Annotated in this window: 15 protein-coding genes; 9 read left to right on the top strand and 6 right to left on the bottom strand. The window is 67.9% G+C overall.

All coding sequences use genetic code 11. The features are described from left to right. Positions 1-70 precede the first annotated feature (70 nt). The 4 genes from EAF64_RS12855 (at position 71) to EAF64_RS12840 (ending at position 4,867) form a co-directional block, all read left to right on the top strand. Positions 71-3,649, top strand: coding sequence for a PAS domain S-box protein (locus tag EAF64_RS12855; protein WP_129069400.1), 3,579 nt, complete (start codon positions 71-73; stop codon positions 3,647-3,649). 53 nt (positions 3,650-3,702) lie between these two features. Then, the gene (locus tag EAF64_RS12850; RefSeq protein WP_227738964.1) at positions 3,703-4,101 is read left to right on the top strand and encodes a DUF7344 domain-containing protein; all 399 of its coding nucleotides are present in this window, start codon (positions 3,703-3,705) and stop codon (positions 4,099-4,101) included. Between the two features lie 132 nt (positions 4,102-4,233). Beyond that, positions 4,234-4,623 (top strand): prefoldin subunit beta, encoded by a 390-nt coding sequence (locus tag EAF64_RS12845; RefSeq protein WP_129069399.1) that lies wholly within the window; start codon positions 4,234-4,236, stop codon positions 4,621-4,623. A 1-nt stretch (position 4,624) separates the two neighbouring features. Beyond that, a complete protein-coding gene (locus tag EAF64_RS12840; RefSeq protein WP_129069398.1) occupies positions 4,625-4,867 on the top strand; it encodes a DUF3194 domain-containing protein in 243 nt (80 codons plus the stop codon). Positions 4,868-4,871: 4 nt separating this feature from the next. Here the strand turns inward: EAF64_RS12840 and EAF64_RS12835 are convergent, their stop codons facing one another. From EAF64_RS12835 to EAF64_RS12825, 3 genes are all read right to left on the bottom strand, one after another. Further along, positions 4,872-7,064 (bottom strand): hypothetical protein, encoded by a 2,193-nt coding sequence (locus EAF64_RS12835; protein ID WP_129069397.1) that lies wholly within the window; start codon positions 7,062-7,064, stop codon positions 4,872-4,874. Between the two features lie 88 nt (positions 7,065-7,152). Continuing rightward, positions 7,153-9,051 carry a DUF2070 family protein gene (locus tag EAF64_RS12830; RefSeq protein ID WP_129069396.1) on the bottom strand — a complete coding sequence of 633 codons (1,899 nt, stop codon included), beginning with the start codon at positions 9,049-9,051 and terminating at the stop codon, positions 7,153-7,155. A gap of 138 nt (positions 9,052-9,189) precedes the next feature. Then, positions 9,190-9,738: a GMP synthase subunit A gene (locus EAF64_RS12825; protein ID WP_129069395.1), complete on the bottom strand. Its 549-nt coding sequence runs from the start codon at positions 9,736-9,738 to the stop codon at positions 9,190-9,192. Between the two features lie 99 nt (positions 9,739-9,837). On the opposite strand from EAF64_RS12825, the gene EAF64_RS12820 reads away from it, so the two are divergent. After that, on the top strand, positions 9,838-10,212 hold the full coding sequence (locus EAF64_RS12820; protein WP_129069394.1) for a hypothetical protein: 375 nt from the start codon (positions 9,838-9,840) through the stop codon (positions 10,210-10,212). Then, positions 10,199-12,883, top strand: coding sequence for a HEAT repeat domain-containing protein (locus EAF64_RS12815; RefSeq protein WP_129069393.1), 2,685 nt, complete (start codon positions 10,199-10,201; stop codon positions 12,881-12,883). Before EAF64_RS12820 ends, EAF64_RS12815 begins: the two co-directional genes overlap by 14 nt. A 12-nt stretch (positions 12,884-12,895) precedes the next feature. On the opposite strand, the gene EAF64_RS12810 is transcribed toward EAF64_RS12815, so the two are convergent. After that, the gene (locus EAF64_RS12810; protein ID WP_129069392.1) at positions 12,896-13,483 is read right to left on the bottom strand and encodes a DUF7097 family protein; all 588 of its coding nucleotides are present in this window, start codon (positions 13,481-13,483) and stop codon (positions 12,896-12,898) included. Between the two features lie 217 nt (positions 13,484-13,700). Between EAF64_RS12810 and EAF64_RS12805 the strand changes: the two genes are divergently transcribed. Then, a complete protein-coding gene (locus EAF64_RS12805; RefSeq protein WP_129069391.1) occupies positions 13,701-15,392 on the top strand; it encodes a methyl-accepting chemotaxis protein in 1,692 nt (563 codons plus the stop codon). Between the two features lie 7 nt (positions 15,393-15,399). Here the strand turns inward: EAF64_RS12805 and EAF64_RS12800 are convergent, their stop codons facing one another. Next, positions 15,400-17,163, bottom strand: a complete 1,764-nt coding sequence (locus tag EAF64_RS12800) for an ATP-binding protein (protein WP_129069390.1) — start codon at positions 17,161-17,163, stop codon at positions 15,400-15,402. A gap of 74 nt (positions 17,164-17,237) precedes the next feature. Next, a complete protein-coding gene (locus tag EAF64_RS12795) occupies positions 17,238-18,971 on the bottom strand; it encodes a sensor histidine kinase (RefSeq protein ID WP_129069389.1) in 1,734 nt (577 codons plus the stop codon). A 149-nt stretch (positions 18,972-19,120) separates the two neighbouring features. Between EAF64_RS12795 and EAF64_RS12790 the strand changes: the two genes are divergently transcribed. Both EAF64_RS12790 and EAF64_RS12785 read left to right on the top strand, forming a co-directional pair. Continuing rightward, positions 19,121-19,549, top strand: coding sequence for a DUF192 domain-containing protein (locus tag EAF64_RS12790; protein WP_129069388.1), 429 nt, complete (start codon positions 19,121-19,123; stop codon positions 19,547-19,549). A 148-nt stretch (positions 19,550-19,697) separates the two neighbouring features. After that, positions 19,698-21,242, top strand: coding sequence for a (R)-citramalate synthase (locus tag EAF64_RS12785; protein ID WP_227738963.1), 1,545 nt, complete (start codon positions 19,698-19,700; stop codon positions 21,240-21,242). The last annotated feature ends 421 nt before the right edge of the window (positions 21,243-21,663 follow it).

Here is a 21,663-nt window from a genome sequence, read left to right as displayed (position 1 = left end):
TATACCGGCATATGATCGAACAGCCGTCGCTACCAGGGCTAGCGACGCTCGTTTTCGGAGGGGGTAGCGGATGAGTCGGGTACGTGGCCACCAGGGGGACTGGTGGGTCGATCCGGAGAGCCGCAGCGAGTGGCCGGATCCCGAGGACGCGTCACAAACCATTCTCGACACGCTGACCGACCTGCTGTACGTGTTCGACCGGTCGGGCCGCCTCGTCGACTGGAACGAGAAGTTCGAGACGGTTCTGGGGTACTCCGAGGCGGAACTCGCGGAGCTGGACCCGTTGACACTGGTCGCGGACTGCGACCGCGAGCGGGCGGTGGACGCACTCGGCCGCGTCGCGGCGGGCGAGGAGGTGACCGAACAACTCCGCCTCGAAACGGCGGACGGCCGGCTGATTCCACACGAAGTCACGGCCGCGCCGCTGTACGAGGACGACGAGGTGTGGGGCCTCGCCGGCACCGCCCGGAACGTGAGCGACCGCCGGGAGCGCGAACGGGACCTCTCGCGGTACAAGTCACTGCTGGAGACGGTCGGTGACGGCGTGTACGTCCTCGACGAGGACCTGCGCGTCGCGAAGGTCAACGACGCCATGACGGAACTGGCCGGCTACGACCGCGATGAGATACTGGGGAGGCACTTCTCGGCGTTCATGGACTCGGAAGCCGTCGATCGCAGCAAGGAGCTCGCGGCCACCCTCCAAGACACCGACCGGACGGTCGAGACCATCGAGTACGACCTCGTCCGGAAGGACGGCACCTCGATTCCCGTCGAGGGTCGGTTCTCGCTGGTCTCCGACGACGGGTACGCGACGATCGGTCTCGTCCGTGACATCAGCGATCGCAGGGAGCGCGAACGCGACCTCAGGCGGTACAAGTCGTTGCTGGAGACCATCGGCGACGGGGTGTACGTCGTCGACGACGACCGCCACGTCCGGAAGGTCAACGACGCCATGCTGGAGATGGTCGGTGCCGACCGCGAGGACGTGCTGGGGCGACACGTCTCGGCGTTCACCGACCCGGAGACGGCCGAGCGCGGCTTCGGGATGTCGGAGTCGCTCAAGCGAGGCGACGAGTCGCTCACGACGATGGAGTTCGACCTCCACCGCGCGGACGGGACGCGGCTCCCGGTCGAAGGTCGGTTCGGTCTGGTGCACGACGAGGAGTACTCGACCATCGGGCTGATCCGGGACATCTCCGAGCGCAAAGCGCGCGAGCGGGAACTCGAACGCTACGAGACGGTCCTCGAAACCGTCGGCGACGGCGTCTACGTGATGGGCGAGGACCTGCGACTGAAGGAGGCAAACGATACACTGGCGGCGTTGTTCGGGCGCGACCGCGAGACGATCATGGACGCACACCTCACGGAGTTCGTCACCGAAGAGACGGCCCAGAGAGGGATCAGGGCCCGCCGGGAACTGGCCGACCGGGACGGGAAGGCGGTCGCGACGATCCAGGGGACGGCCGTCGACGGCGACGGTGAGGAGTTCCCGATCGAGGTCCGGTTCATGCCGCTAGAGGGCGACCTCTCCTCGCTCGGACTGATTCGGGACGTGAGCGACCGCCGGGAACGCGCGGAGTTGCTCGAACAACTCCACTGTGGGACCCGGGAGTTGATGGCCGCCGAGACTCACCACGAGGTCGCCGAGACGGCTGCCGAGGTCTCACAGCGTCACTTCGCGTTCGCGACGACCGGTGTCCGGATGCTGACCGAGGACGACGAACTCGAACCCGTCGCGGTCGCGACCGACGACGAGCGACTCGACGAGATGCCGCCGACCTACGCGGTGGGGGAGGGGTTCGTCGGCGAGGCGTACGAGGGCGGTGAGCCGGTCGTCGTGGACGACATGCGTGATCTCGACACCGACTTCGACTACGACCCGGCCCGGAGCGGGCTCTTGTTCCCCATCGAGGGGTACGGCATGATCAGTATCGCCTCGACCGAGCCGGCAGCGTTCGACGAGACACACCGCGAACTCGGGCGACTGTTCGCGGCCGACGTTGAGTCCGCGTTCAGGCGGGCCGACCGCGAGGAGAAGCTCCGGGAGCGCACCGAGGAACTCCAGCGCTACGAGACGCTGGTCGAGACGATGAGCGACGGGGTCTACATGACCGACGAGAACCACGACGTGCGGATGGTCAACGGGGCGGCCGAGGCGAAACTCGGGTTCGATCCCGCGGCGTTCGAGGGGCTGGACGCCCGAGCGTTCGGCTCCGACAACGTCGTCGCGAAAGCCCGGGCGCAACGCCAGGAGATGCTCGACGGCGAACGCTCGGTCGGGACGGTCGAGGGCACGCTCCGGTCGGTGAGTGGCGAGGAGATTCCGGTCGAGAACCGCTTCTCCCTGCTCCCGCTTTCGGACGGGGAGTTCGCCGGTACCGTCGGCGTCGTCCGTGACATCACCGAACGCAAGGAGAGCGAACGGCGACTCCGGACCCAGCGCGACGAACTGGAGACGCTCAACCGGATCAACGAACTCGTCCAGGAGACCATCGGCGCGCTCGCCGCGGCCGCGACGGCCGAAGAGATCGAAGAGACCGTCTGTGAGCGACTCGGCGGTTCGTCGCTGTACCGCTTCGCCTTCACCGGCGGACGGCGCCCGAGCGACGAGTTCGTCGAGCCCAACGCCTGGGCCGGCGAGGGGTCGGCGTACCTCGAGGAAGTCGAGATTCCGGTGGAGATGGAGCACGAACGGGCGGGACCCGTCGCCAAGACCTTCGAGACTGGCCAGGTAACGGTCACGAACGACGTGGAGTCGGACCCGTTGTTCGAGCCGTTCCGGGAACCCGCGCTGGATCATGGCTTCCGGTCGGTCGCGGTCGTCCCGTTCACCCACCGGACGGTGACCCACGGCATGCTGGCGGTGTACGCCGACCGGCCGGGCGCGTTCAGCGACCGCGAGCGCAAGGCCTTCGAGGTCCTCGGGGAGATGGTCGGGTTCGCTATCAGCGCCACGCAGAACCGGCAACTCATCGAGTCCGACTCACCCGTCGAGATGACCCTCGAACTGGAGGAACCCGACACGTTCTTCGGGACCGTCTCGGCGACCCTGGACTGTACCTGCCGACTGCTCGGGTCGGCGAAGGCCTCCGGCGGGGACCGCCTCCACTACGTCGCCGTCACCGCGCCGCCCGACGAGGTACGGGCCCTGGCCGACGAGTCGGGGACGCCCACGCCCCACTCGCTCCCCCTGGTCACCGAGAACGACGACCACGCCGTCTTCGAGGCACGGGTCAGACCGTCGATCACGTCGGTCCTGTTCGAGTCCGGTGTCAAGCCGATCACGGTCGAGGCCGAGGGCGGCCAGGTCACCGTCGAGGCGGCGGCCCCCCGCGGATTCGACCTCCGGGAGTTGACCGAGCGTCTGGACGAGCGGTTCGGCGGCGTCACGCTCGCGGCCAAACGCGAGGGCGACGGCTGGCCCGAGGCGTCCGAGGAGCCGTGTGCGGGCGTCGACGACAAGCTCACGGATCGGCAGCGAGCGGCGCTGTCGGCGGCGTACTTCGCCGGCTACTTCGACTGGCCGCGCGACAGCACGGCCGAAGAGGTCGCCGACTCCCTCGACATCGCCTCGCCGACCTTCCACCAGCACCTCCGGCACGCACTGCGGAAACTGCTCGCCACCTACTTCGACGACGGCCGAACCTAGACAGCTAGGTATCCTTCTCATGGAGGAGGGGCTCCGAGTAACGTGTAGCCTCCATGAGAGACGACCATCGACCCGAACGATCGGTGCGGCCCCCGAGTGCGACGAACCCACTGGGCACGAACCGTGCGGTAGTGACGCCACCCATCGACGACGTGTTCGAGTTACTCTCGAACGACTGCCGACGCCGCGTCTGCCTGTTCTTGCGGCGGGCCGGGGTCGAGGTGGCGACGCTCGAGGACCTCGTCGAAGCGCTCGCACCGGACGAGAGCGACGCGGAGCGCGAACGGCTCGCGATCAACCTCCACCACCGGCATCTGCCGAAACTCGACGAGGCGGGCATCGTCGACTACGACCCGCGGAGCAACACTGCACGCTACTGGGGGCAGCCGACGGTCGAGAAGTGGGCCGAACACGTCGACGCCGTCGACGACGGGCCACAGGCCGAATCCTGATCTGTCGGCCGTTCTCTCTGCCGCCCCCTATTCCTCGCTGGCGGTCGGGCTGCCGACCGACAGGTCGACCGCCGCGATCGGTCGAGTGGTGAGATGCGTGGGTTTTTCACTCCGGATGCCGAGAGTTCGGGTATGCAGGGTAATCTGCCGCCGGAAGCACAGGAGAAAATCGAGGAGCTACAGGACCTTCAGGAGACGGCACAGCAGGTCGCCGCCCAGAAACAGCAGGCCGAGACACAGCTGACTGAGTCCCAGACTGCGCTCGACGAACTCGACGACGTGAACGAGGACACCACCATGTACCGCGAGGTCGGCGAACTGCTCGTCAAGACCGAGTACGACGAAGCCAAGGACGACCTCGAAGAGTCCGTCGAGAGCCTCGAAGTTCGCGTCGACACGCTCGAAAAGCAGGAAGAGCGCGTCCAGGAGCAGTTCGAGGAACTCCAGCAGGAGCTCCAGCAGCTGCTCGGCGGTGCCGGCGGCGGTGGCGGCCCGATGGGTCCCGGTGCCGGCGGCGCCTGAGATGGGCGAGCCCACCGACGAGGAAGTCGTGGAGACGGCCGCCGACGCTGCGGAAGGGGTCGTGTTCGCGCGCTACAAACAGTCCGAGGTCGACGACCTCGACGTGACGGTCACGTTCGAGGACGGAATCCTCGAAGTGGACGTCTACCTCAACGCACCCTCGGACACTCGCGACCCCGAACAGGTCGCCGACGACGCGGCGCTGACCGCGCGGTCGGCCGTGGACGACCTGTTCGACGAGTAATTTTTCAGGACGCACTCTCGCTTCCGCCACGCCGGGCGACGACCGCCCGCACGATCACGTACGCGAGGATGACGAACACCATCGAACCGAGCGTGAACGGGAGCACCGACGTGACGTAGCCGACGAGGCCGCCGATCGGTGACCCGGCCGCCTCCTCTTCGGGTGCCGAGCCGTTCGTCGCGACGGCGGTCGTCGGCTCTGACGTCACCGTCGCCGTCGCTGTCCGCGTGGGCGGTGACTGGGGTGTGTCCTCGGACGTCGCGGTCGGCGGCCGTGTCGTGTCCGGCCTGTCGGGCTCGGCGGTGACCGTCGGCTCGGGAGTCCCCCCCGGCTCGATCACCAGTGTGCCCGACAGCGTCCGGTCGGCACCGGCCAGCCTGACGGTGTACGGGTACTCTCCGGGGGGAAGCGAGGGGTAGGACCTGTCGAAGGCGACGGTCCGGTTCCGGTCCGGGGTGACGGTGATCGTCCGGTTCCCCCAGAGGTCGCCGTCGATCCGGAGTCTGACGTTCGCGGTGCCGTCGGCGACGCCGGTGTTCTCGGCCGTGGCGGCGAGTGCCGACAGCGACTCGCCCTCCGTGATCGTCACCGACGAGGTGGCGTCGACAAGCGCGAGTTCGGCCGGATCGTCGGGATCGGCTGCGATGACGACGGGGCGGCGGTCGACCAGCTGGTCACGCAAGAACAGTTCCGCCTCGACCGGGTTCTCGGGGTCGAGTTCGGCGAAGCTGACCGCCGGCGTCCGGAAGCTCCCGTCGTCCCCGATGGACACGTCGTCGATCCGGATCTTCGTCGGCGGTGGGTCGTCCCGGGAGATGAGCTGAATCTCGACGTCCGTTCCGGGCGCGTACGTCGTCGTCCCGGTGAGCCGGTACTGGCCGTTCTCGCCGACGATCAACGCGCCGTCGCTGGTCAACTGGTCCTGGCTGTACTCGATCCGGGGTTCGACGACGGTGAACGTCGTCGTCGACTCGACGGTCGTCTCCTCGCCGTCGAAGTAGGGATACTGTTCGCTGCGGTCCGGGTCGGCCGTCGACTGGGCGGTGAACGGCCCGGGCAACCCGTTCCCGCCGGGGAAGCGGTACTCCTCGCCGGGCGTCCCCTCGAACGCGTAGGTCACTCTGAACCGGTCGCCCGGGGCCGAGCGAGCGCCGAACCACGTCCCCTTCGACGTGTCGATGACCATGGAAAAGGACTCGTCGTCGTCGGAAAAGTCGACGAACAGGTCCCGGGCGTTCGCGCTGTCGAAGGTGACCTCTTCGGGCTTCTGGTTCACCCCGGGATTCAGGTGTTCGATGGTGACGTTGACGCCCTCGGGGTAGTCGAGCAGGGTCCGGAGCCTGTCGAGGCCTTCGGCGTCGATGGTCGAGAAGGTCCCCCGGAACCCGGCGGTCGAGAACCCGCTGATCCGCACGCGGTCGCCGACCGCGACCCGGGTCCGGTCGGTCGCTGGCGCGAAGTCCTCGTCGGCCGCGCCTTTGGGTGCGACGCTCCGTCCGAGGTCACCCTCGAAACCCGGCTTCGTCAGCCTGAGGTTCGACCGGTCGAGCGGTCCCTCCAGATACGGGACGCCGTCGTCGCCGAGAACGAGTGACTCGTTGGCCCCCGCCAGCAATCGGTAGCGGGCGGGCTGGACCGGTCGCGGGAGCCGCGTGATGCCGACCTGCTCGTTGAACTCCGCGAGCGTCCCGGCGATTTCCTCGCCGTCCTCGTTCACGAACTCGAACCCGTCGAACTCCGCGGTGTCTCCGGGTGCGGTGTCTGCGCCGTACTTCTGTGTGTAGCTGACGACGCCCCCGGAGTAGGCCGACTGATCGGTGCCGAGCAAGCGCGTGTTGACCGTGACCGTCGCGCTGCCGCCGGAGACGTAGAGCAGGTCGAGGAAGTTCCGGTTCGAGGCGGAGTCGACCGTCTTGTCCCCACCGACGAGGATGTAGCCGCCGCAACTGCTCGAGAACTCCACCGTGCCGCCGGCCACGGCCTCGAAGGTATCCGACCCGAAACAGTCCTCCTGCTGGGCGATCGCCGGCGTCCCGGCGGCCACGGGAGCCGTGGCGACGGTCCCCGGTCCGGTGGCTCCCGCGGCCGGGCCGGTGACCGCGAGCAGACACAGAAACAGGCACACACAGCCGACCGCACAGCGCGCCGGTCGGCTGGTCGCGGCGCTCGCCTCGTCCGGTGCCAGTGGCCGTTGCATCGTCGAGTCCCCGGCGGTCACCCGCCGCTGCCCGACGCTCGGACTGGCCGCGGCTTAAAACGTCCCGTCGGGTTATCAGATTCGGTAACTAAGCGAGGGCGAAGAGGAACAGCGAGATGGTGAGGACGGCGACGATGACGGCGGCGGCCAGCGTCGCGCCCATCGAGATCATCGCGTTGGCGTGGGATGCGAGCGTCTCGGTCCGGTCGTTACCGAAGACGGTGACCGCCGCTCGCTCGGAGGCCATGCCCGCCTCGACCGGTTCGAGGTCGTCGGCCGCCTGGTCGACAAGTTCGGTGACGATGGCGACGAGTTCGTCGTCGTCGATGGCCGCGCCGACCTGGTTGTCGGCCTCGACGGTGTTGACGATGTGGGTGTCGGTCGTCATCACTTCGGTGTGGTCGACGCCCTCGATGGCCTCGACGAGTGTCCCGCGCAGGCCGGGTTCCATGTTGTTACCGTCGACGAGCACGTACGCGGTGCGGTGGTCACCGACTTCGAGGACGGCTACCCGGACCCCGAGCGGGCCGATTCCGTCTGTGGGTTCCCAGGGGGTCTCGTCCCAGGCGACGCCCAGTTTCGGCTGGCCGCGCTCGGCGTCGACGAGTCGCTCCCCGACTTCGCCCGCCCCGGTGATCATGTCGAACGAGCGCTTGCTCCCCGGCGTGACGTGGCCCAGGTCCTCGCCCTCCAGGCCGTTGTTGCTGTTGTGGGCGTCGACGAGCATCACCTCGTCGAGGCCGGCCGAGCGGGCTTCCGCGGCCGCGGAGAGACCGACCGCGTACTCCACGTCGTCGGCGAACGCGGGGGCGTAGGTCGCGACCGCCAGCGCGTCGTCGCCGAAGGCCTGCCCGACGAGTTTCGCGTCCCCCTCGCCGGCTCGAACGGAGACGGAGGCCTCGTCGGTGAACTCGATCTCGCCGATGGCGCTGTCGGCGGCGTCGAGGATGGTGTCGACCTCCCGTTCGGTCACGAGGTTGAAGTCGTGACCGGCGGTCGCGTGCGGCGGGAACGCCAGTCCCTCGGCGCGTCGGGCGACTCGCTCGGGGAGGTTCCCGCCGCCGATCTCGCCCATCGGGCCGGGGTGGATCATTGGCAGGACGAACCGGGCTTTCTCCGCGCCGTTCTCCGTTCGGAAGACGAGGACGGTGACCGGAACCATCGCCTCCTCGCCGATTTCCTCGAAGAAGTCCTCCAGTTCGCGGGTCCCCTCGGCGATGTGGCCGATGAACCCACGGATGAAATCCAGGACGGAGACGTCGAGACTTCGCTGCCAGGGGGAGTCGATCGCCCAGAGAAACAGTGCGACGCCGGCCCCGTAGACCAGACAGACCGCCCCGAGCAACACGAAGTCCCGCGGGATGACGACGGTCAGCTCCGGCGGGGCCGCCTCGGGCCGGGAGAGATACGAGTTCATGATCGGACCGCCGACTTCCAGGAAGCGGAGCGTCCCGCTGTAGATGAACAGCAGGACCGCGGCCGCGACGGTCTGGATGCTGGCGGGGATGGCCGCGACCGGCAGGGAGTGTCTGGAGACGGCGACGATCACGAACAGCCGGATCGCGAAGATGGAGGCAAGCGCGAGCAACAGGGCGTCGAAGACGAACTGCTGACCCAGCGTGCCGACGACGGGGTCTCCCAGTACCAGCTCCTGGACGGGGCCCGTGACCAGGACGAGCAGGCCCGCGACCACCAGCACCGCGACGGTCACCAGTTCGCAGGTCAGCGCCAGCAGTGAGGCGCGGTTGGGCGTCAACTGCCCGCCGAGCCGGCCGTCCACGTACGGCGTGAGGACGCTCGCGGCGATGGTCGGCAGGCCGACGAAGAAGATCCCCTCCCACGCGTCGCCGAGGACGTACCGGCCGTCGAACACGGCGACGCCGGTGACGGCGGCGATCACGAGGGCGAACGTCAGCGTCGAGTACCAGTTGGGCGCGCGGAAGATGAACCGCGAAAGCCCGGCGAGATCGCCCTGAGTCTGGGTCATTGTTGCTGGTTCGATTCCCCTACGCTATAGTTCTTGATGCCTTCCTGACTGTAGAGAAGCGTTCACACACGGGCCGGAAATATCGGCTCTCCCGCCTGCTACGGTGCAGAGCGGGGGCTCTGACCCTCCAGAGGCCGTTCACTCACAGATTTCGAGGAAGTTCTGGAAGACGGCCTCTCCCTCTTCGGTGTGGGAGACCTCCGGGTGCCACTGGACGCCGTAGAGGTCGCGGTCGGCGTCGCTCATGGCTTCGACGCCGCACACGTCGCTTTTCGCGGTTCGGGTGAAGCCCTCGGGGACTTCCTTGACCTCGTCGGCGTGGCTGGCCCACACCCGTGTTTCGGGTGCGAGCGAGCCGATCAGGGGGTCGGTGTCGTCGGTGATTTCGACGGTCACGTCGGCGTAGCCGCCGTAATCGCCGGCGTCGACCCGGCCGCCGAGTTCGTCCGCGATGATCTGCATGCCGAGACAGATACCCAGCACCGGCACGTCCAGATCGAGGTAATCGGGGCAGTTACCGATGTCGTCGATGTCCGGGCCGCCCGAGAGGACGAGGCCGTCGGCGTCGATCTCCGCCGGTGGCGTCGTATTGTCGATGAGTTCCACGTCCACGCCCAGGTCACGGAGCGCGCGGTGTTCCAGGTGGGTGAACTGGCCGTGGTTGTCGACCACGTCGATACGCGTCATTGCGAGGATACAGACCGACGGAACGGATAAGTCGCCCGGAACGGGAGCGCCGACCGACGCCGGGAAAACCATTATCATTCTGACGCGATTCCAACGGGTATGGGCGCAGACCGACACTGGCTCTCCGTCGAACTCGCCGAAGGGGGCGACCCCGAGGCCGTCCGGGACGCCATGGACTACCAGGACTCGCGGATCGACTACTGTGTGCGTCACGGCGACGCGCTGGTGTTCGTCGGCATCGAGTACCGGACGGATCGGGTCGTGGACGCACTGAATGCAGTCGCCGAGTCCGTCGCAGCCGTCGCGCTGTTTCACCACTACGACGGCGCGGGCGGGATGCTCGCGGCCTACTACGAGACCGACGACGGCGAACTCACCGAGATCGAACGGCTGTCTCACGACGCGATGGGCACGATGACGGAACCGGTCTTCGACTACTTCTCGGCCAAGTACGGTATCTATGCCCCCGTCTGAGGAGCCACCGACGCTCGAGGAACTGACCTTGCGGCTCGACGACGGAGACGACCGTGCCGCCGCCGCCGAACGGTTCGCCCAGCGAGTCCTGAACGAGATCACCCTGCTCGAAGACCTCCCGGAGGGAGCCGTCGACGGCCTTCTCGGGTGTCTGTCCGCCGACGACCCGCGAGCCCGGAGCCACGCCGTCGTGGTCCTCTGGTTCTGCCGCTCGTTCGATTCGGCCCCGCCCGACCTGATACCGACGCTCGTCGACTGCGCCACGGACCCGGACTGGCGGGTTCGGCAGGCCGCGCTGAACCCGCGTCACCTCAAGCACGCGCTGGACGACGTGCTCCCGCCGGACCCCATCGAGGCGGGCCTGCCCGAGCGGTTGGCGTCCATCCTGGTCGACCGCCTCGACGACCCCGTGCCGGCGGTCCGCAAGCGGGCCGGCGAACTCCTGGTGGGCCGGGGCCCGGACGACCGGAACCCCGACCTGTTCCTGCACCACCCCGATCCCGAGGGTGCGATGTCACAGGTGATCGACGCGCTCGCCGATCCCGTCGACAACGTCACCGACTCCTCGCGCGGGCGGTCGCCGCGGCGGACCGCCGCCGAACTCGTCGCGGCACTGTCCCGGGAGCGGCCGGCCCTCGTCGAACCCCATCTGGACGCCATTGCCGATCACCTCGACAGCGAGGACGAGGTCGTCCGGACGCGACTCGGCGTCGCCCTCGTCGGACTCGCCGACGGTGGCACGGCCGTGCCGACGGCCACAGTGGCCGATGCCGTCGAGGCCATCGCCGACGGGCGGCCGCGTCAGCACCTCGAGGACCTCGCGACTGGGGCCGCCCTCGCGCCCGAGGCGGTCGAACCGGCGCTGGACGTACTCGTCCGGTACCTCCGGAGTCGCTGGACTGGCAACCGGCGGACGGCGGCCGACGCACTCGGGCGGCTGGTCCGGGACACCGACCGTGCGTTCGAGCCCGAGTTCGAGACACTGGCGTCGATCACGGCCGACGCACCGTTCGACGACACCGACCGCGACCCGCTGGTCGAGTTGGCGGCCGACCACCCCCGGTTCGTCGCCGAGCGGCTGGTGACGGCACACCGGCTGGAACTGGCCGACGATTCGGGCGGGTGGGACGTGGGCGAAGTACTCGTCGCCGCGGCCGAACGCAATCCGGCAGTGATCGACGCCGCCGGCGACGCGATCCTCGACAGCATGGACGAGGCGGACGGTGCAGCGTCGTCCGCCGTGCTGGCGGACATCGCTGACTCACGGCCGGAACTCGTCGCCGATCTCGTTTCGGCGGTCCTCGACGACCACGGTCGGACGGCACCCGTCGATCCCGCGGTCGCTCGCCTCGTCGCGGCGACCGCTGGCGTCGGGCCGGCCGTCGCGGACGAGACCGTCGCCGCGCTCGGCGGGACCGTCACGTCACCCCGGCGGGACGACCGGCGACAGGCCGCCGCGGCGCTGATCGCGCTCCGGGAGGCCGACCACGCCGTTCCCGATGCCGTCGAACCGGCGGTCGAGGCGGCCGCGGCCGGCGACGAGACGGACCCGCTGGTCGCCGTCGCCGAGACGGACCAAGCGCTCGCCGCCGACCTCCTGATCGACAGCTGTGTGATCTGGGCCGACGGCGACTATCAGGGACAGGCACCCACCGCGCCCGTCGCCGACGCCGACCTGGCGGTCGCGCGACCGGTCGTCGACGATGCCTGTACGGTCATGCTGACCGACGCAGACGCGGACGACCGCCTCGCAGGGCTCCCGACCGACGCGCTCCGTTCGCTCGTCGTCGACTCCGCCCAGCGCGACGAAGCGATCACCGAGACCGTCGCAGACCAGTTCTGTGCGGTGATCGGCTCCTGTCTCGGCGACGGAGCGACCGACCTCGGCGGCCGGATGACCGTGCCACAGGCGGTGGAAACGCTCGCCGAACTCCTCCGCCTGACCTCGGCTGGTGCCGAACCGGCCGTCGGGCCGTTCGTAGACGAGCACATCGATGCGCTGCTGGACCCGGGACCGGAACTGCAGTCGGCGGTCACGGATCTCTGTGAGCAGCTCGGCCGGAAGACGCGCGGCGTCGTCGTACCGCACCTCCCTGCGTTGCTCGACGCCACCGCGTCGGTCGACGACCCCGACCGGGCCGACTTGGTCGGGTATCTGGTCTGCCCGCTTGGCAGGCGCCGGCCCGACGCTGTCGAGGACCACCTCGACCGCCTGATCGAACTCTCGCACGACGCTCCGACTGGGGGTCGGTCCATCGCCGCAGGCACGCTCGGGCAACTCCTCGAAAAGCGACCCGAACTCGCGCCGAGGCTGGCGGACCCCCTCGCGGAGACGCTACCGGAGACCTACGACTGGGCGACCCGACAGGTGTGTACCGCGCTGGCCGGGGCGGCCGAGGCCGATCCGGCGGCCGTTCGTCCCGCACTACCCCGGATCGCGGCCGTGCTGGCCGACTTCGAGGGAGTGCCCGACCTCGCGGAGTCCGAACTCACTGACCACTGGCGGGCCGAACGGATCGCGGACGACACCGTGCGGGCGCTGGCCCGCGTCGCGGCCGACGATTCCGAGGCCGTCAGGTCGGCGCTGGAGCCACACGGCGGTATCGAGAGTATCGACCTCCCCGAAGCGGCCGAGGATCGCGAGGAATTACAGACTCTGCTCGACGGCTGACCAGCGACCGCCTCACCCGCCGTCGCGGTCGAACCGCTCGGCCGCAGACGAAAAGCTCAGTTCGTCCTGCTCGCGGGCGCGCCGGGATGCGGCCTCGGCGATGGCCTCGGCGTCGGGATTCACGTCGTCGTCGATGCGCGCCCACGAGTCGTGGACCTTCGAGTGACACCAGCGACAGAGGACGACGGTGATCTCGTGGCGGGGGTCGCCGTCCTCGCTCGCCGCGTCGGCGTACGAGAGGTGGTGTTCCTCCAGCAGGGGCCGCTCGTCGGAGTGGGCCAGCCGTCGCGCTTCCAGCCCACAGCGGGCACACTCCCGACTCGCGGTCGTGCCGCTCTCGGCTCGCCGGCCGTGGTCCCGGCGGCGGAAGTGGGGGCAGTCGGCCCACTCCCAGGGGCCGGTCAGTCCTTCCTCGTCGAGGTCGCCGGCGACCGGACACTGGAACTCCTCGGCGCTGCGGGCGTCGGCGAACGCCGGGTCGCGGTCCCCCTGCTCCACCGCGAACCGACACTTCCCCGCGTCGGTGAGGTGGTCACACCGGTCGACGTGTGCGTAGGGGTCGTCGACTCCGACGGCAGTTCCGGTCGGCGTCTTCTCCATACCACACCTCTGGGCCGACACCCGCTTCAATCGTGCGGCCCCCGGTTTCCGCCCCACGCGGGGCTTCAGGACTGACCGGGTCACCCCTCTCGAGGGTATCATCGATGAAGCCGAAGGTGCGAATACCTGATTTCTGGTCTTCCGACTGACGTGTGAGATTTCACGTAGTGAGAATCGGGAGAGCCTTAAAACGTGTCCACCGAGACGGTCGAAATATATGGCTGCATTTCTCGATCGGTACCGGTCCCTGCTCTGGGGGACGATGGATCAACTCGGCGTGACTGGCTCCGTCGAGCGGAAGGTCGTCGCCGCGGTGGCGATCCAGTTCACGATCTCGCTGGCCCAGGCCGTCCTCCCGTTTCTGGTCTCCGGGCTGGTCCGCGTCGCGCTGGTCGGCGCGCTCGTCGCCGCGGCCGTCGTCGCCTTCCTGAACACGCTGCTGATCACCCGCGAGGACCTGGTCGCGCCGATCACGAACCTCGAACGGACGGTCGCGGCCGTGGCGGCCGGCGACCTCGACGTGACCGCGCCTCGGTCGGACCAGCCCGACGAGGTCGGGTCGCTCACCAACGCCGTCGCCGACATGAGCGAGTACCTCACCACGGTCTCCCGGCAGGCCGACGCCCTGGCTCGCCAGGAATTCGACGCGCCGGCACTGGAGGAGACCGTCCCCGGCGAGTTCGGCGAGTCGCTGTCGACGATGGCCGAGGAACTCGAAGGGTACACGACCGAACTGGAGACGATGACCGCCGAACTCCAGGAACGGTCGGCGAATCTAGAGGAGATGGCGGCGGCCTTCGCCGACGCGACCGAGCAGGCCCGCGAGGGTGACCTGACCGCGACGGTCGAACTGGACGCCGACGACGGGCACGCGGCCGTCGTCGACAACTACAACGACCTCCTGGTCACCCTGGCCGATACCATCGGCGACGTGTCGGCGTTCGCCAGTGCGGTCGCGGACACGGGCGACGACCTCCAGTCATCGGTTGCCGAGATCGACCGCGCCAGCGACGAGATCGCCGGCTCGACCGAGGAGATCTCTCAGGGAGCGGCCACCCAGAGCGACCGACTCCAGGAGATCGCCACCGAGATGAACACGCTCTCGGCGACGGTCGAAGAGATCGCGGCCTCGGCCGACGAGGTGGCCGAGACTGCCGAGGAGGCCGCCCAGCGGGGCCGCTCGGGTCGCGAGGCTGCCGCCGACGCCATCGACGAACTCGACGCCGTCGAGGCGCGCATCGACCGCACCGCCGAGGACGTGGCGGGACTGGCCACCAAGATCGGCCGGATCGACGAGATCGTCGCGGACGTCGAGGACATCGCCGAGGAGACGAACCTGCTCGCGCTGAACGCCTCGATCGAGGCCGCCCGCGCCGGCCAAGACAGCGAGGGGTTCGCCGTCGTCGCCGACGAGGTGAAAGCCCTGGCCGACGAGGCCCGTACCTCCGCCGACGAGATGTCGCACCTCATCGCCGAGGTCCAGCGCGAGGCCGACGACACCGCCGCGAGCGCCCGCGAAATGAACGAGCAGGTGACCGACAGCATCGCGACCGTCGAGGGGACGCTGTCGAACTTCGAGGATATCGTCGCGGTCGTCGGCGAGGTACACACGAGCGTCGCGGAGATCTCGACGGCGACGGACGACCAGGCCGAGACCACGCAGGGTGTCGTCGACATGGTCGACGAGGTGGCCTCGATCAGCGAGGAGACCGCCGCCGAGGCCGAGACCGTCGCCGCGGCCGCCCGCCAGCAGACCGCGTCGGTCTCGACCGTCGCCGACCAGACCGAATCGCTGTCGGCCGAAGCGACCGATCTGACCGACCTCCTGGCTCGGTTCCGACTCCCGGACGCGTCCGTCCGGCCCGACGCGGCCACCACCGGCGGCGCGTCACGTCCTGCCGACGACTGAGCGGCCGTCAGGTCGCGGGATGTGGCCCGTGGTCGTCGACTACCGGGCTATCGCCGACACCAGTGAAGACGAACCGCGTCCCCGTGGTGCCCGCTCCGTCCCCCGGCGTCGCCAGTTCGACGGTCCAGCCGTGGGACTCGGCCATGGTTTCGACGATCGAGAGACCGAGCCCGGTCCCCTCGTCGGTCGTGGTGTAGCCGTACTCGAAGACGCTGTCGGCGTGTTCCGCGGGGATGCCCGGCCCGTCGTCTTCGACGTAGAAGCCGTCGTCGGTCGCGCCGACCTCGACGGTCACGTCGTCGGGGCCGTGGTCGAGTGCGTTCCGGACGACGTTCTCGAAGATCGTCAGGAGTTTCGAGCGGTCGGCCCGGAGCGTGCGGTCGTCGGCGACGGTCAGGGTCGCCTCACCGGTGTCGACGTTGGCCCAGGCATCGTGGGCGACGGCCGACAGAGTGACCCGCTCGGTCTCTGCGACGGTCTTGCCCTCGCGGGCGATGGTGAGCACGTCCTCGATGATCGCCTCCATCCGGCCGTGGGTGTCGCTCGTCTTTCGCAGGTACTCCCGGGCTTCGTCGGCCTCCGTGGCGTCCAGGCCGTCCGCGTCGATCATGCCGTCCAGCATCTCGACGTAGCCGTCGGCCACCTGGATGGGGTTACGCAGGTCGTGGGAGATGGTCGAGGCGACCTGATCGAGGCGTTCGTTCTGTGTCCGGAGTTGCCAGCGGGATCGCTCCAGGACGGTCACGTCCCGCAACAGGACGGAGTACCAGTGCCGGTCGTCCCGACCGCGGCTGACCTGCGAGACGTTGACCGAGTAGTGCCGTTCCGCGTCCGCGGACTGGCGGGTGAGCTGTCCGGCGGTCTCCTCGCCGGCGTCGGGGAACGAGACCACGTCGGTCAGGGTCGGACAGGCCACGCCGAGCGGATCGCCGACGTGAGCGCCGATGTCGTCCCAGACGCGGGTACTGGCCTCGTTGAAATCCACGATCCGGCCGTCCTCGTCGAGGACGACGACGGGGTCCCGGAGGTTCTCGACGACGGCGTTGCGTGCGACCGGCTGGACGCTCAGCAGGTCGAACCGGAACAGCGCCAGCGTCGCGAACAGGATGAACAGGATGGTCGCGAGGGGTGCGTGGTTGAGTTCGCTGGCGGGGAACAGGCCTGCCTGGCTCGCCGCCGTGATGACGACGACGGAGACCGCAGCAAGTATAAGCAAGCCGAGTTGTCGGGTCGACCGCGACGACGTCGAGAGCAGGTAGACGATCAGCTTGTAGTCCGTGTAGATGCTGAGACCGTAGATCAGCAGGTAGATGAGGCCGAGCCCGGGCTCGATGTCGTAGGTGTAGTACACGATGGGCTGCCGGATCACCTCGACGTTCGTGATCAGGAGGTTCTCGAACGGGGAGAGGAGGGCCAACAGCGCGAACCCACCGAGTATCACCGCGAAAACGGTGCGTATCACCCAGTGCCGGTGGAAGTTCGTCCCGGTGTACTTTCCGGCGAATACTGTCCAGGCAACGTACGAGGCGAACGCCAGGAAGGCGATCGGGTAGAACAGGACGCGCTTGAGCGGACCCGGTGGACTGATCAGGTTGATCCAGAACCCGAACGTCTCGATGCTCCCGACGCCGAGCATGAGGACGAACCACTTCCCGCCCGACCGGTCCCAGTGATTTCGGTAAATCCAGTAGCCCAGGCTGACGTGGAGCAGCACTGCCACGATCGGCAACGTGTAGTATCCCAGCGCCACGATGGAGAGGCCACTGGCCATACCCGGCGATACTGATCACTCTGTCTTCAACTCTCTCCCCCTGTTCTCACTGGTTGAAACGCCACGGGCCCGGATCACGACGGACCGTGCGCGATCTCGGTTCGTTCGGTGCCCACGCCCTCGAAGACGAAGCGGGCACCGCTGTCGTAGTCGGCGTCGTGCTCGACGGTCCAGCCGTGGGACTCGGCCACGGTCTTGACGATGGAGAGGCCCAGCCCGGTCCCCTCGTCGGTGGTGGTGTAGCCGTACTCGAAGACGGTGTCGGCGTGTTCCGGGGGGATGCCAGGACCATCGTCCTCGATGTAAAAGCCGTCGTCGGTCGCGCCGACTTCGACGGTCACGTCGGGTAGGCCGTGGTCGAGTGCGTTGCGGAAGCAGTTCTCCAGGATCGAGAGGAACTTCGAGCGGTCGGCCTGGAGCCGTCGGTCGTCGGTGACGGTCAAGGTGGCGTCTCTCGTGTCGACGTTGGCCCAGGCGTCTTCGGCAGCGGTGGCCAGTGAGACGGAATCCGTCTCCTCGACGGTTTTGCCTTCGCGGGCGATGGTGAGGATGTCGTCGATGATCGCTTCCATCCGGTCGTGGCTGGTCTGGATCTGCCCGAGGCGCTCCAGTGCTTCTTCTCCTTCTTCAGCGTCGAGGCCGTCCTCGTCGATCATGCGCTGGAGGATCTCGGTGTAGCCGTCGGCGACGTTGATGGGGTTGCGCAGGTCGTGGGAGACGGTGGAGGCGACCTGGTCGAGCCGTTCGTTCTGTTTCTGGAGTTGCCAGCGGGACTGTTCGAGCGCACTCACGTCACGGAGGAGCACCGAGAGCCACTCGTCGTCGCCGTCACGTCGGGCGACCCGCGAGACGGTGACCGAGTAGTGGCGGTCGCGGCCGTCGGTCGGGAGGGTGAGTCGGTTCGCTCCCTCGTCCTCGACGGCCGGATCGACTTCCCCGGCGAGCGTGGGGCAGGCGGCATCGAAGGGCTCGCCGATATGGGCGTCGAGGTCGGGCCAGACCAGGGTACTTGCGTCGTTGAAGTCGACGACGCGTCGCTCGTCGTCCAGCACGAGGACGGGGTCCCGGAGGTTCTCGACGACGGCGTTGCGTGCGACCGGCTGGACGTTCAACAGGTCGAACCGGAACAGGGCCAGCGTGGCGAGCAAGATGAACGGGATCGTCGCGTACGCCGCGTGGTTCAGTTCCGAAGCCGGGAACAGTCCCGCCTGACTCAGAAGGACGACCACGGCGATCGATGCCGACCCACAGACGAGGAGAGCGAGCTGTCGGGTCGATCGTGCCGAAGTCGACAGCAGGTAGACGATCAGCTTGTAGTAGGTATAAAACGTGAGGGCGTAGACCAGCAGGTAGATGACGCCGAGGCCGGGTTCGATGTCGTAGGCGTAGTAGGTGATCGGTTCGGTCACGAGCCGGAGGTTCGAGACGTAGAGATCGGGCGGCCTGAACAGTGCCAGCACGATGAACCCACCGATGACCGTCACGAAGGTACCCCTCACCAGCCAGTGGCGGTGGAAGTCCGTGCCCGTGTATCGACCGGCGAACACGGTGAACGAGAGGTACGAGCAGATCTGCAGGAAACCGGTCATGGACCCCAGCGACTGCTTGATGAGCGATTCACTGAGCAACTGAATCGAGAACGCGACGGTCCCCAGGCCACCGATGGCGAGGGTGATTACGAACCACTTTGCCCCCGCTCGATTCCAGTGACGACGATAGACCCAGTAGCCGAGACCGGCGTGCAGCAGCGTCGCGACCACTGGCAGCGTGTAGTACGCCAGCGCGACGGCTGAGAGACCACTGGCCATGTCCGTCTTATTTGCCACCCTATTTTCAACCCGTCCCTCCAGTTCTCACGGATTGAAAAGCGTCACACACGCGCGAACCGGTCGGGACTCCCGGGTAGTCGAGGCCGGCTCGGCCAAAACGTTTTGTCGGCACCGGGCGAGCGAGGGGTATGCGCGTCGTACACGAGGCCGAGGGTGAGCGGCGAGCGCTGGCGACGACCGTCGACCTCGCCGATTCGTTCGTCTCACAGACCATCGGGTTGATGGGCCAGTCCACGGTGTCCGACGATTACGCGCTGGTCTTCGAGTTCGGCGAGCCCGGCTTCTTCTATCGCCTGCGCGACACGGTGCCTCGCCGTGTGATCCACATGCTGTTCGTCCGGACGCCACTCGACGTCGTCTGGCTGCGGGACGACGAGGTGGTCAAGGTGGCGACGCTCTCACCCTGGACGGGCATCGGTGTCGCCAAGGCGGATACCATCGTCGAACTCGCCGCCGGCAGTGCCGAGGGCGTCGAAGTCGGCGACAGCGTAGTCGTCGAGCGCGAGGAGCCCACGCCCGAGGACTCGGGCGAACCCGTCACGGACGAACCCGCGTGAGTCGCTGTGTCGAATCCAATAGATTAAAGCGCGAGCACCGGCCTACTCTGGGGTACAATGTCGGACCATACACCGACGGAGGATAGAGGAAGTCGCCGCAAGGCGGCTGGACGCGAAATTCTCGGTTCTGCCTGATGGTGGACACACTGTGACAGAGAGTAGCTTCTTCGGGAGCCATCCACAGCTCCGGGACCCGAGTGACGTCGACGACGTACAGTTCCTCGATACGACGCTTCGCGACGGCGAGCAAGCGCCGGGCGTGTCGCTGACGCCCGAAGAGAAAGCGCGCATCGCCCGCGGACTCGATCGAGCCGAGATCGACTTCATCGAGGCCGGCAGCGCCTGCACCGGGCCGGGCGAGCGCGAGACGATCAAGCGCGTGACCGACCTCGATCTCGACGCGACGATCACGAGTTTCTCGCGGGGTATCCAGAACGACATCGACCTCGCGCTGGACTGCGACGTGGACGGCGTGACCATCGTGGTCCCGGGCAGCGACAAGCACATCGAGACGAAAGTCGGGACGACCCACGAGGAGAACGTCCAGAACACGGAGGAACTGGTCGCCTACGCGAAAGACCACGACCTCTGGGTAGAGGTCATCGCGGAGGACGGCTCCCGTGCGCGTGTCGACTACCTCGAAGAGCTGATGAGCGCGTCGATGGACGCCGGTGCCGACCGGATCTGCTACGCGGACACCGTTGGCCACGCCACACCCGACGACACGCTCGAACGGATCGAGCCGATGACCGAACTCGGCCCGACGAGCACCCACACCCACGACGACCTCGGACTGGCCGTGACCAACGCGCTGGTCTCCGTCGCTGCGGGTGCGGACCTCGTCCACGGCACGATCAACGGTATCGGCGAACGGGCGGGCAACGTCGCCCTCGAAGAGGTCGCCATCGCGCTGGATCACGGCTACGGCGTCGAGCCGATGGACCTGACCGAGGTGTACGACCTCGCACAGCTCATCTCCCGGTCGACGGGCGTGCCGCTGGCCCCGAACAAGGCCGTCATCGGCGAGAACGCCTTCACCCACGAGAGCGGCATCCACACCGACGGCACCCTCAAGGACGACGCCATGTACGAGCCGTACCCGCCCGAGAAGGTGGGTCGGGAGCGCCGGCTCGTCCTCGGGAAGCACGCCGGCCGCGCCGGCGTCGAAGCCGCGCTCGGCGAACACGGCATCGACGCCGACGACGACGAGATCGACGAAGTGGTCGAACGCGTCAAGGCCATCGGCGACCGGGGCAAGCGCGTCACCGACGCCGACCTGCTCACCATCGCCGAGGAAGTCGTCGGCCAGGATCGGGACCGCCGGGTCGACCTCCTGGAGATGACCGCCGCGAGCGGGTCGGGCACCCCGACCGCGAGCGTCCGGGTCGAAGTCGACGGCGAGGAGCGGGTCGCGTCGGGCACCGGCTCCGGTCCAGTCGATGCCGCCGTCTCCGCCGTTCAGGGGGCGCTCGGCCACGCCGCCGACGCGAGCCTCGACTCCTACCACGTCGACGCCATCACCGGCGGCACCGACGCCGTCGTCACCGTCGAAGTCGAGATGTCCCGCGGCGACAACGCCGTCACCGTCGCCGTCTCCGACGCCGACATCACCAGAGCGTCCGTAGAGGCAATGGTCGAGGCCATCGACCGCCTGATCGAGAACGAACCCGATCAGGTCTTAGCTGACGACTAACGGCACCCACTTTTTATTGCGGGGGGTTCGCCGCCGGCGAACCCCCCTCGCAAAAACGTGGGCGTAAAACTGCCGGACGCGAGCCCTCGGCTCGCGTCCGGTGTTCTCGTGAGTGACCCTCGGGAACGAACGAGGGCTCGTCAGAGCGAAGCTCTGACGGTGAACCGCGCGCCTTCGGCGCGCGGATGCTAGCACTATCTCTCGAGGGGGCTTGCAAACGTATTCCACCTGTTCTGTCCGCTCAAATTGATGCCCCCCATTCTGTGCTGAATACAGGGCGCGTACCTCTCAGACCGTAATTGGCCTTCGAAGCGTCGATGCTGATAGCATAGCCACCGACCAGTGGTGCCCGCTTTCGGGCAGAGTAGCTGAACACGGGCGATAGGAAGACTCCGGGTCAGGGTCTTATTTCTCGTGAGAT

Origin of the sequence: Halorientalis pallida, assembly GCF_004118325.1 — an archaeon.
Classification (GTDB): Archaea; Halobacteriota; Halobacteria; order Halobacteriales; family Haloarculaceae; genus Halorientalis; species Halorientalis pallida.
The sequence above is the reverse complement of the archived record's forward strand: the minus strand, read 5'-3'. Positions and strand labels throughout refer to the sequence as shown.

Coding starts and splice junctions, on each gene's coding strand:
- EAF64_RS12840 (WP_129069398.1), top strand. CDS start 4,625: ATGGGCGAGCCCACCGACGAGGAAGTCGTGGAGACGGCCGCCGACGCT.
- EAF64_RS12820 (WP_129069394.1), top strand. CDS start 9,838: ATGGGCGCAGACCGACACTGGCTCTCCGTCGAACTCGCCGAAGGGGGC.
- EAF64_RS12810 (WP_129069392.1), bottom strand. CDS start 13,483: ATGGAGAAGACGCCGACCGGAACTGCCGTCGGAGTCGACGACCCCTAC.
- EAF64_RS12850 (WP_227738964.1), top strand. CDS start 3,703: ATGAGAGACGACCATCGACCCGAACGATCGGTGCGGCCCCCGAGTGCG.
- EAF64_RS12790 (WP_129069388.1), top strand. CDS start 19,121: ATGCGCGTCGTACACGAGGCCGAGGGTGAGCGGCGAGCGCTGGCGACG.
- EAF64_RS12855 (WP_129069400.1), top strand. CDS start 71: ATGAGTCGGGTACGTGGCCACCAGGGGGACTGGTGGGTCGATCCGGAG.
- EAF64_RS12800 (WP_129069390.1), bottom strand. CDS start 17,163: ATGGCCAGTGGCCTCTCCATCGTGGCGCTGGGATACTACACGTTGCCG.
- EAF64_RS12830 (WP_129069396.1), bottom strand. CDS start 9,051: ATGACCCAGACTCAGGGCGATCTCGCCGGGCTTTCGCGGTTCATCTTC.
- EAF64_RS12845 (WP_129069399.1), top strand. CDS start 4,234: ATGCAGGGTAATCTGCCGCCGGAAGCACAGGAGAAAATCGAGGAGCTA.
- EAF64_RS12835 (WP_129069397.1), bottom strand. CDS start 7,064: ATGCAACGGCCACTGGCACCGGACGAGGCGAGCGCCGCGACCAGCCGA.
- EAF64_RS12795 (WP_129069389.1), bottom strand. CDS start 18,971: ATGGCCAGTGGTCTCTCAGCCGTCGCGCTGGCGTACTACACGCTGCCA.
- EAF64_RS12825 (WP_129069395.1), bottom strand. CDS start 9,738: ATGACGCGTATCGACGTGGTCGACAACCACGGCCAGTTCACCCACCTG.
- EAF64_RS12815 (WP_129069393.1), top strand. CDS start 10,199: ATGCCCCCGTCTGAGGAGCCACCGACGCTCGAGGAACTGACCTTGCGG.
- EAF64_RS12805 (WP_129069391.1), top strand. CDS start 13,701: ATGGCTGCATTTCTCGATCGGTACCGGTCCCTGCTCTGGGGGACGATG.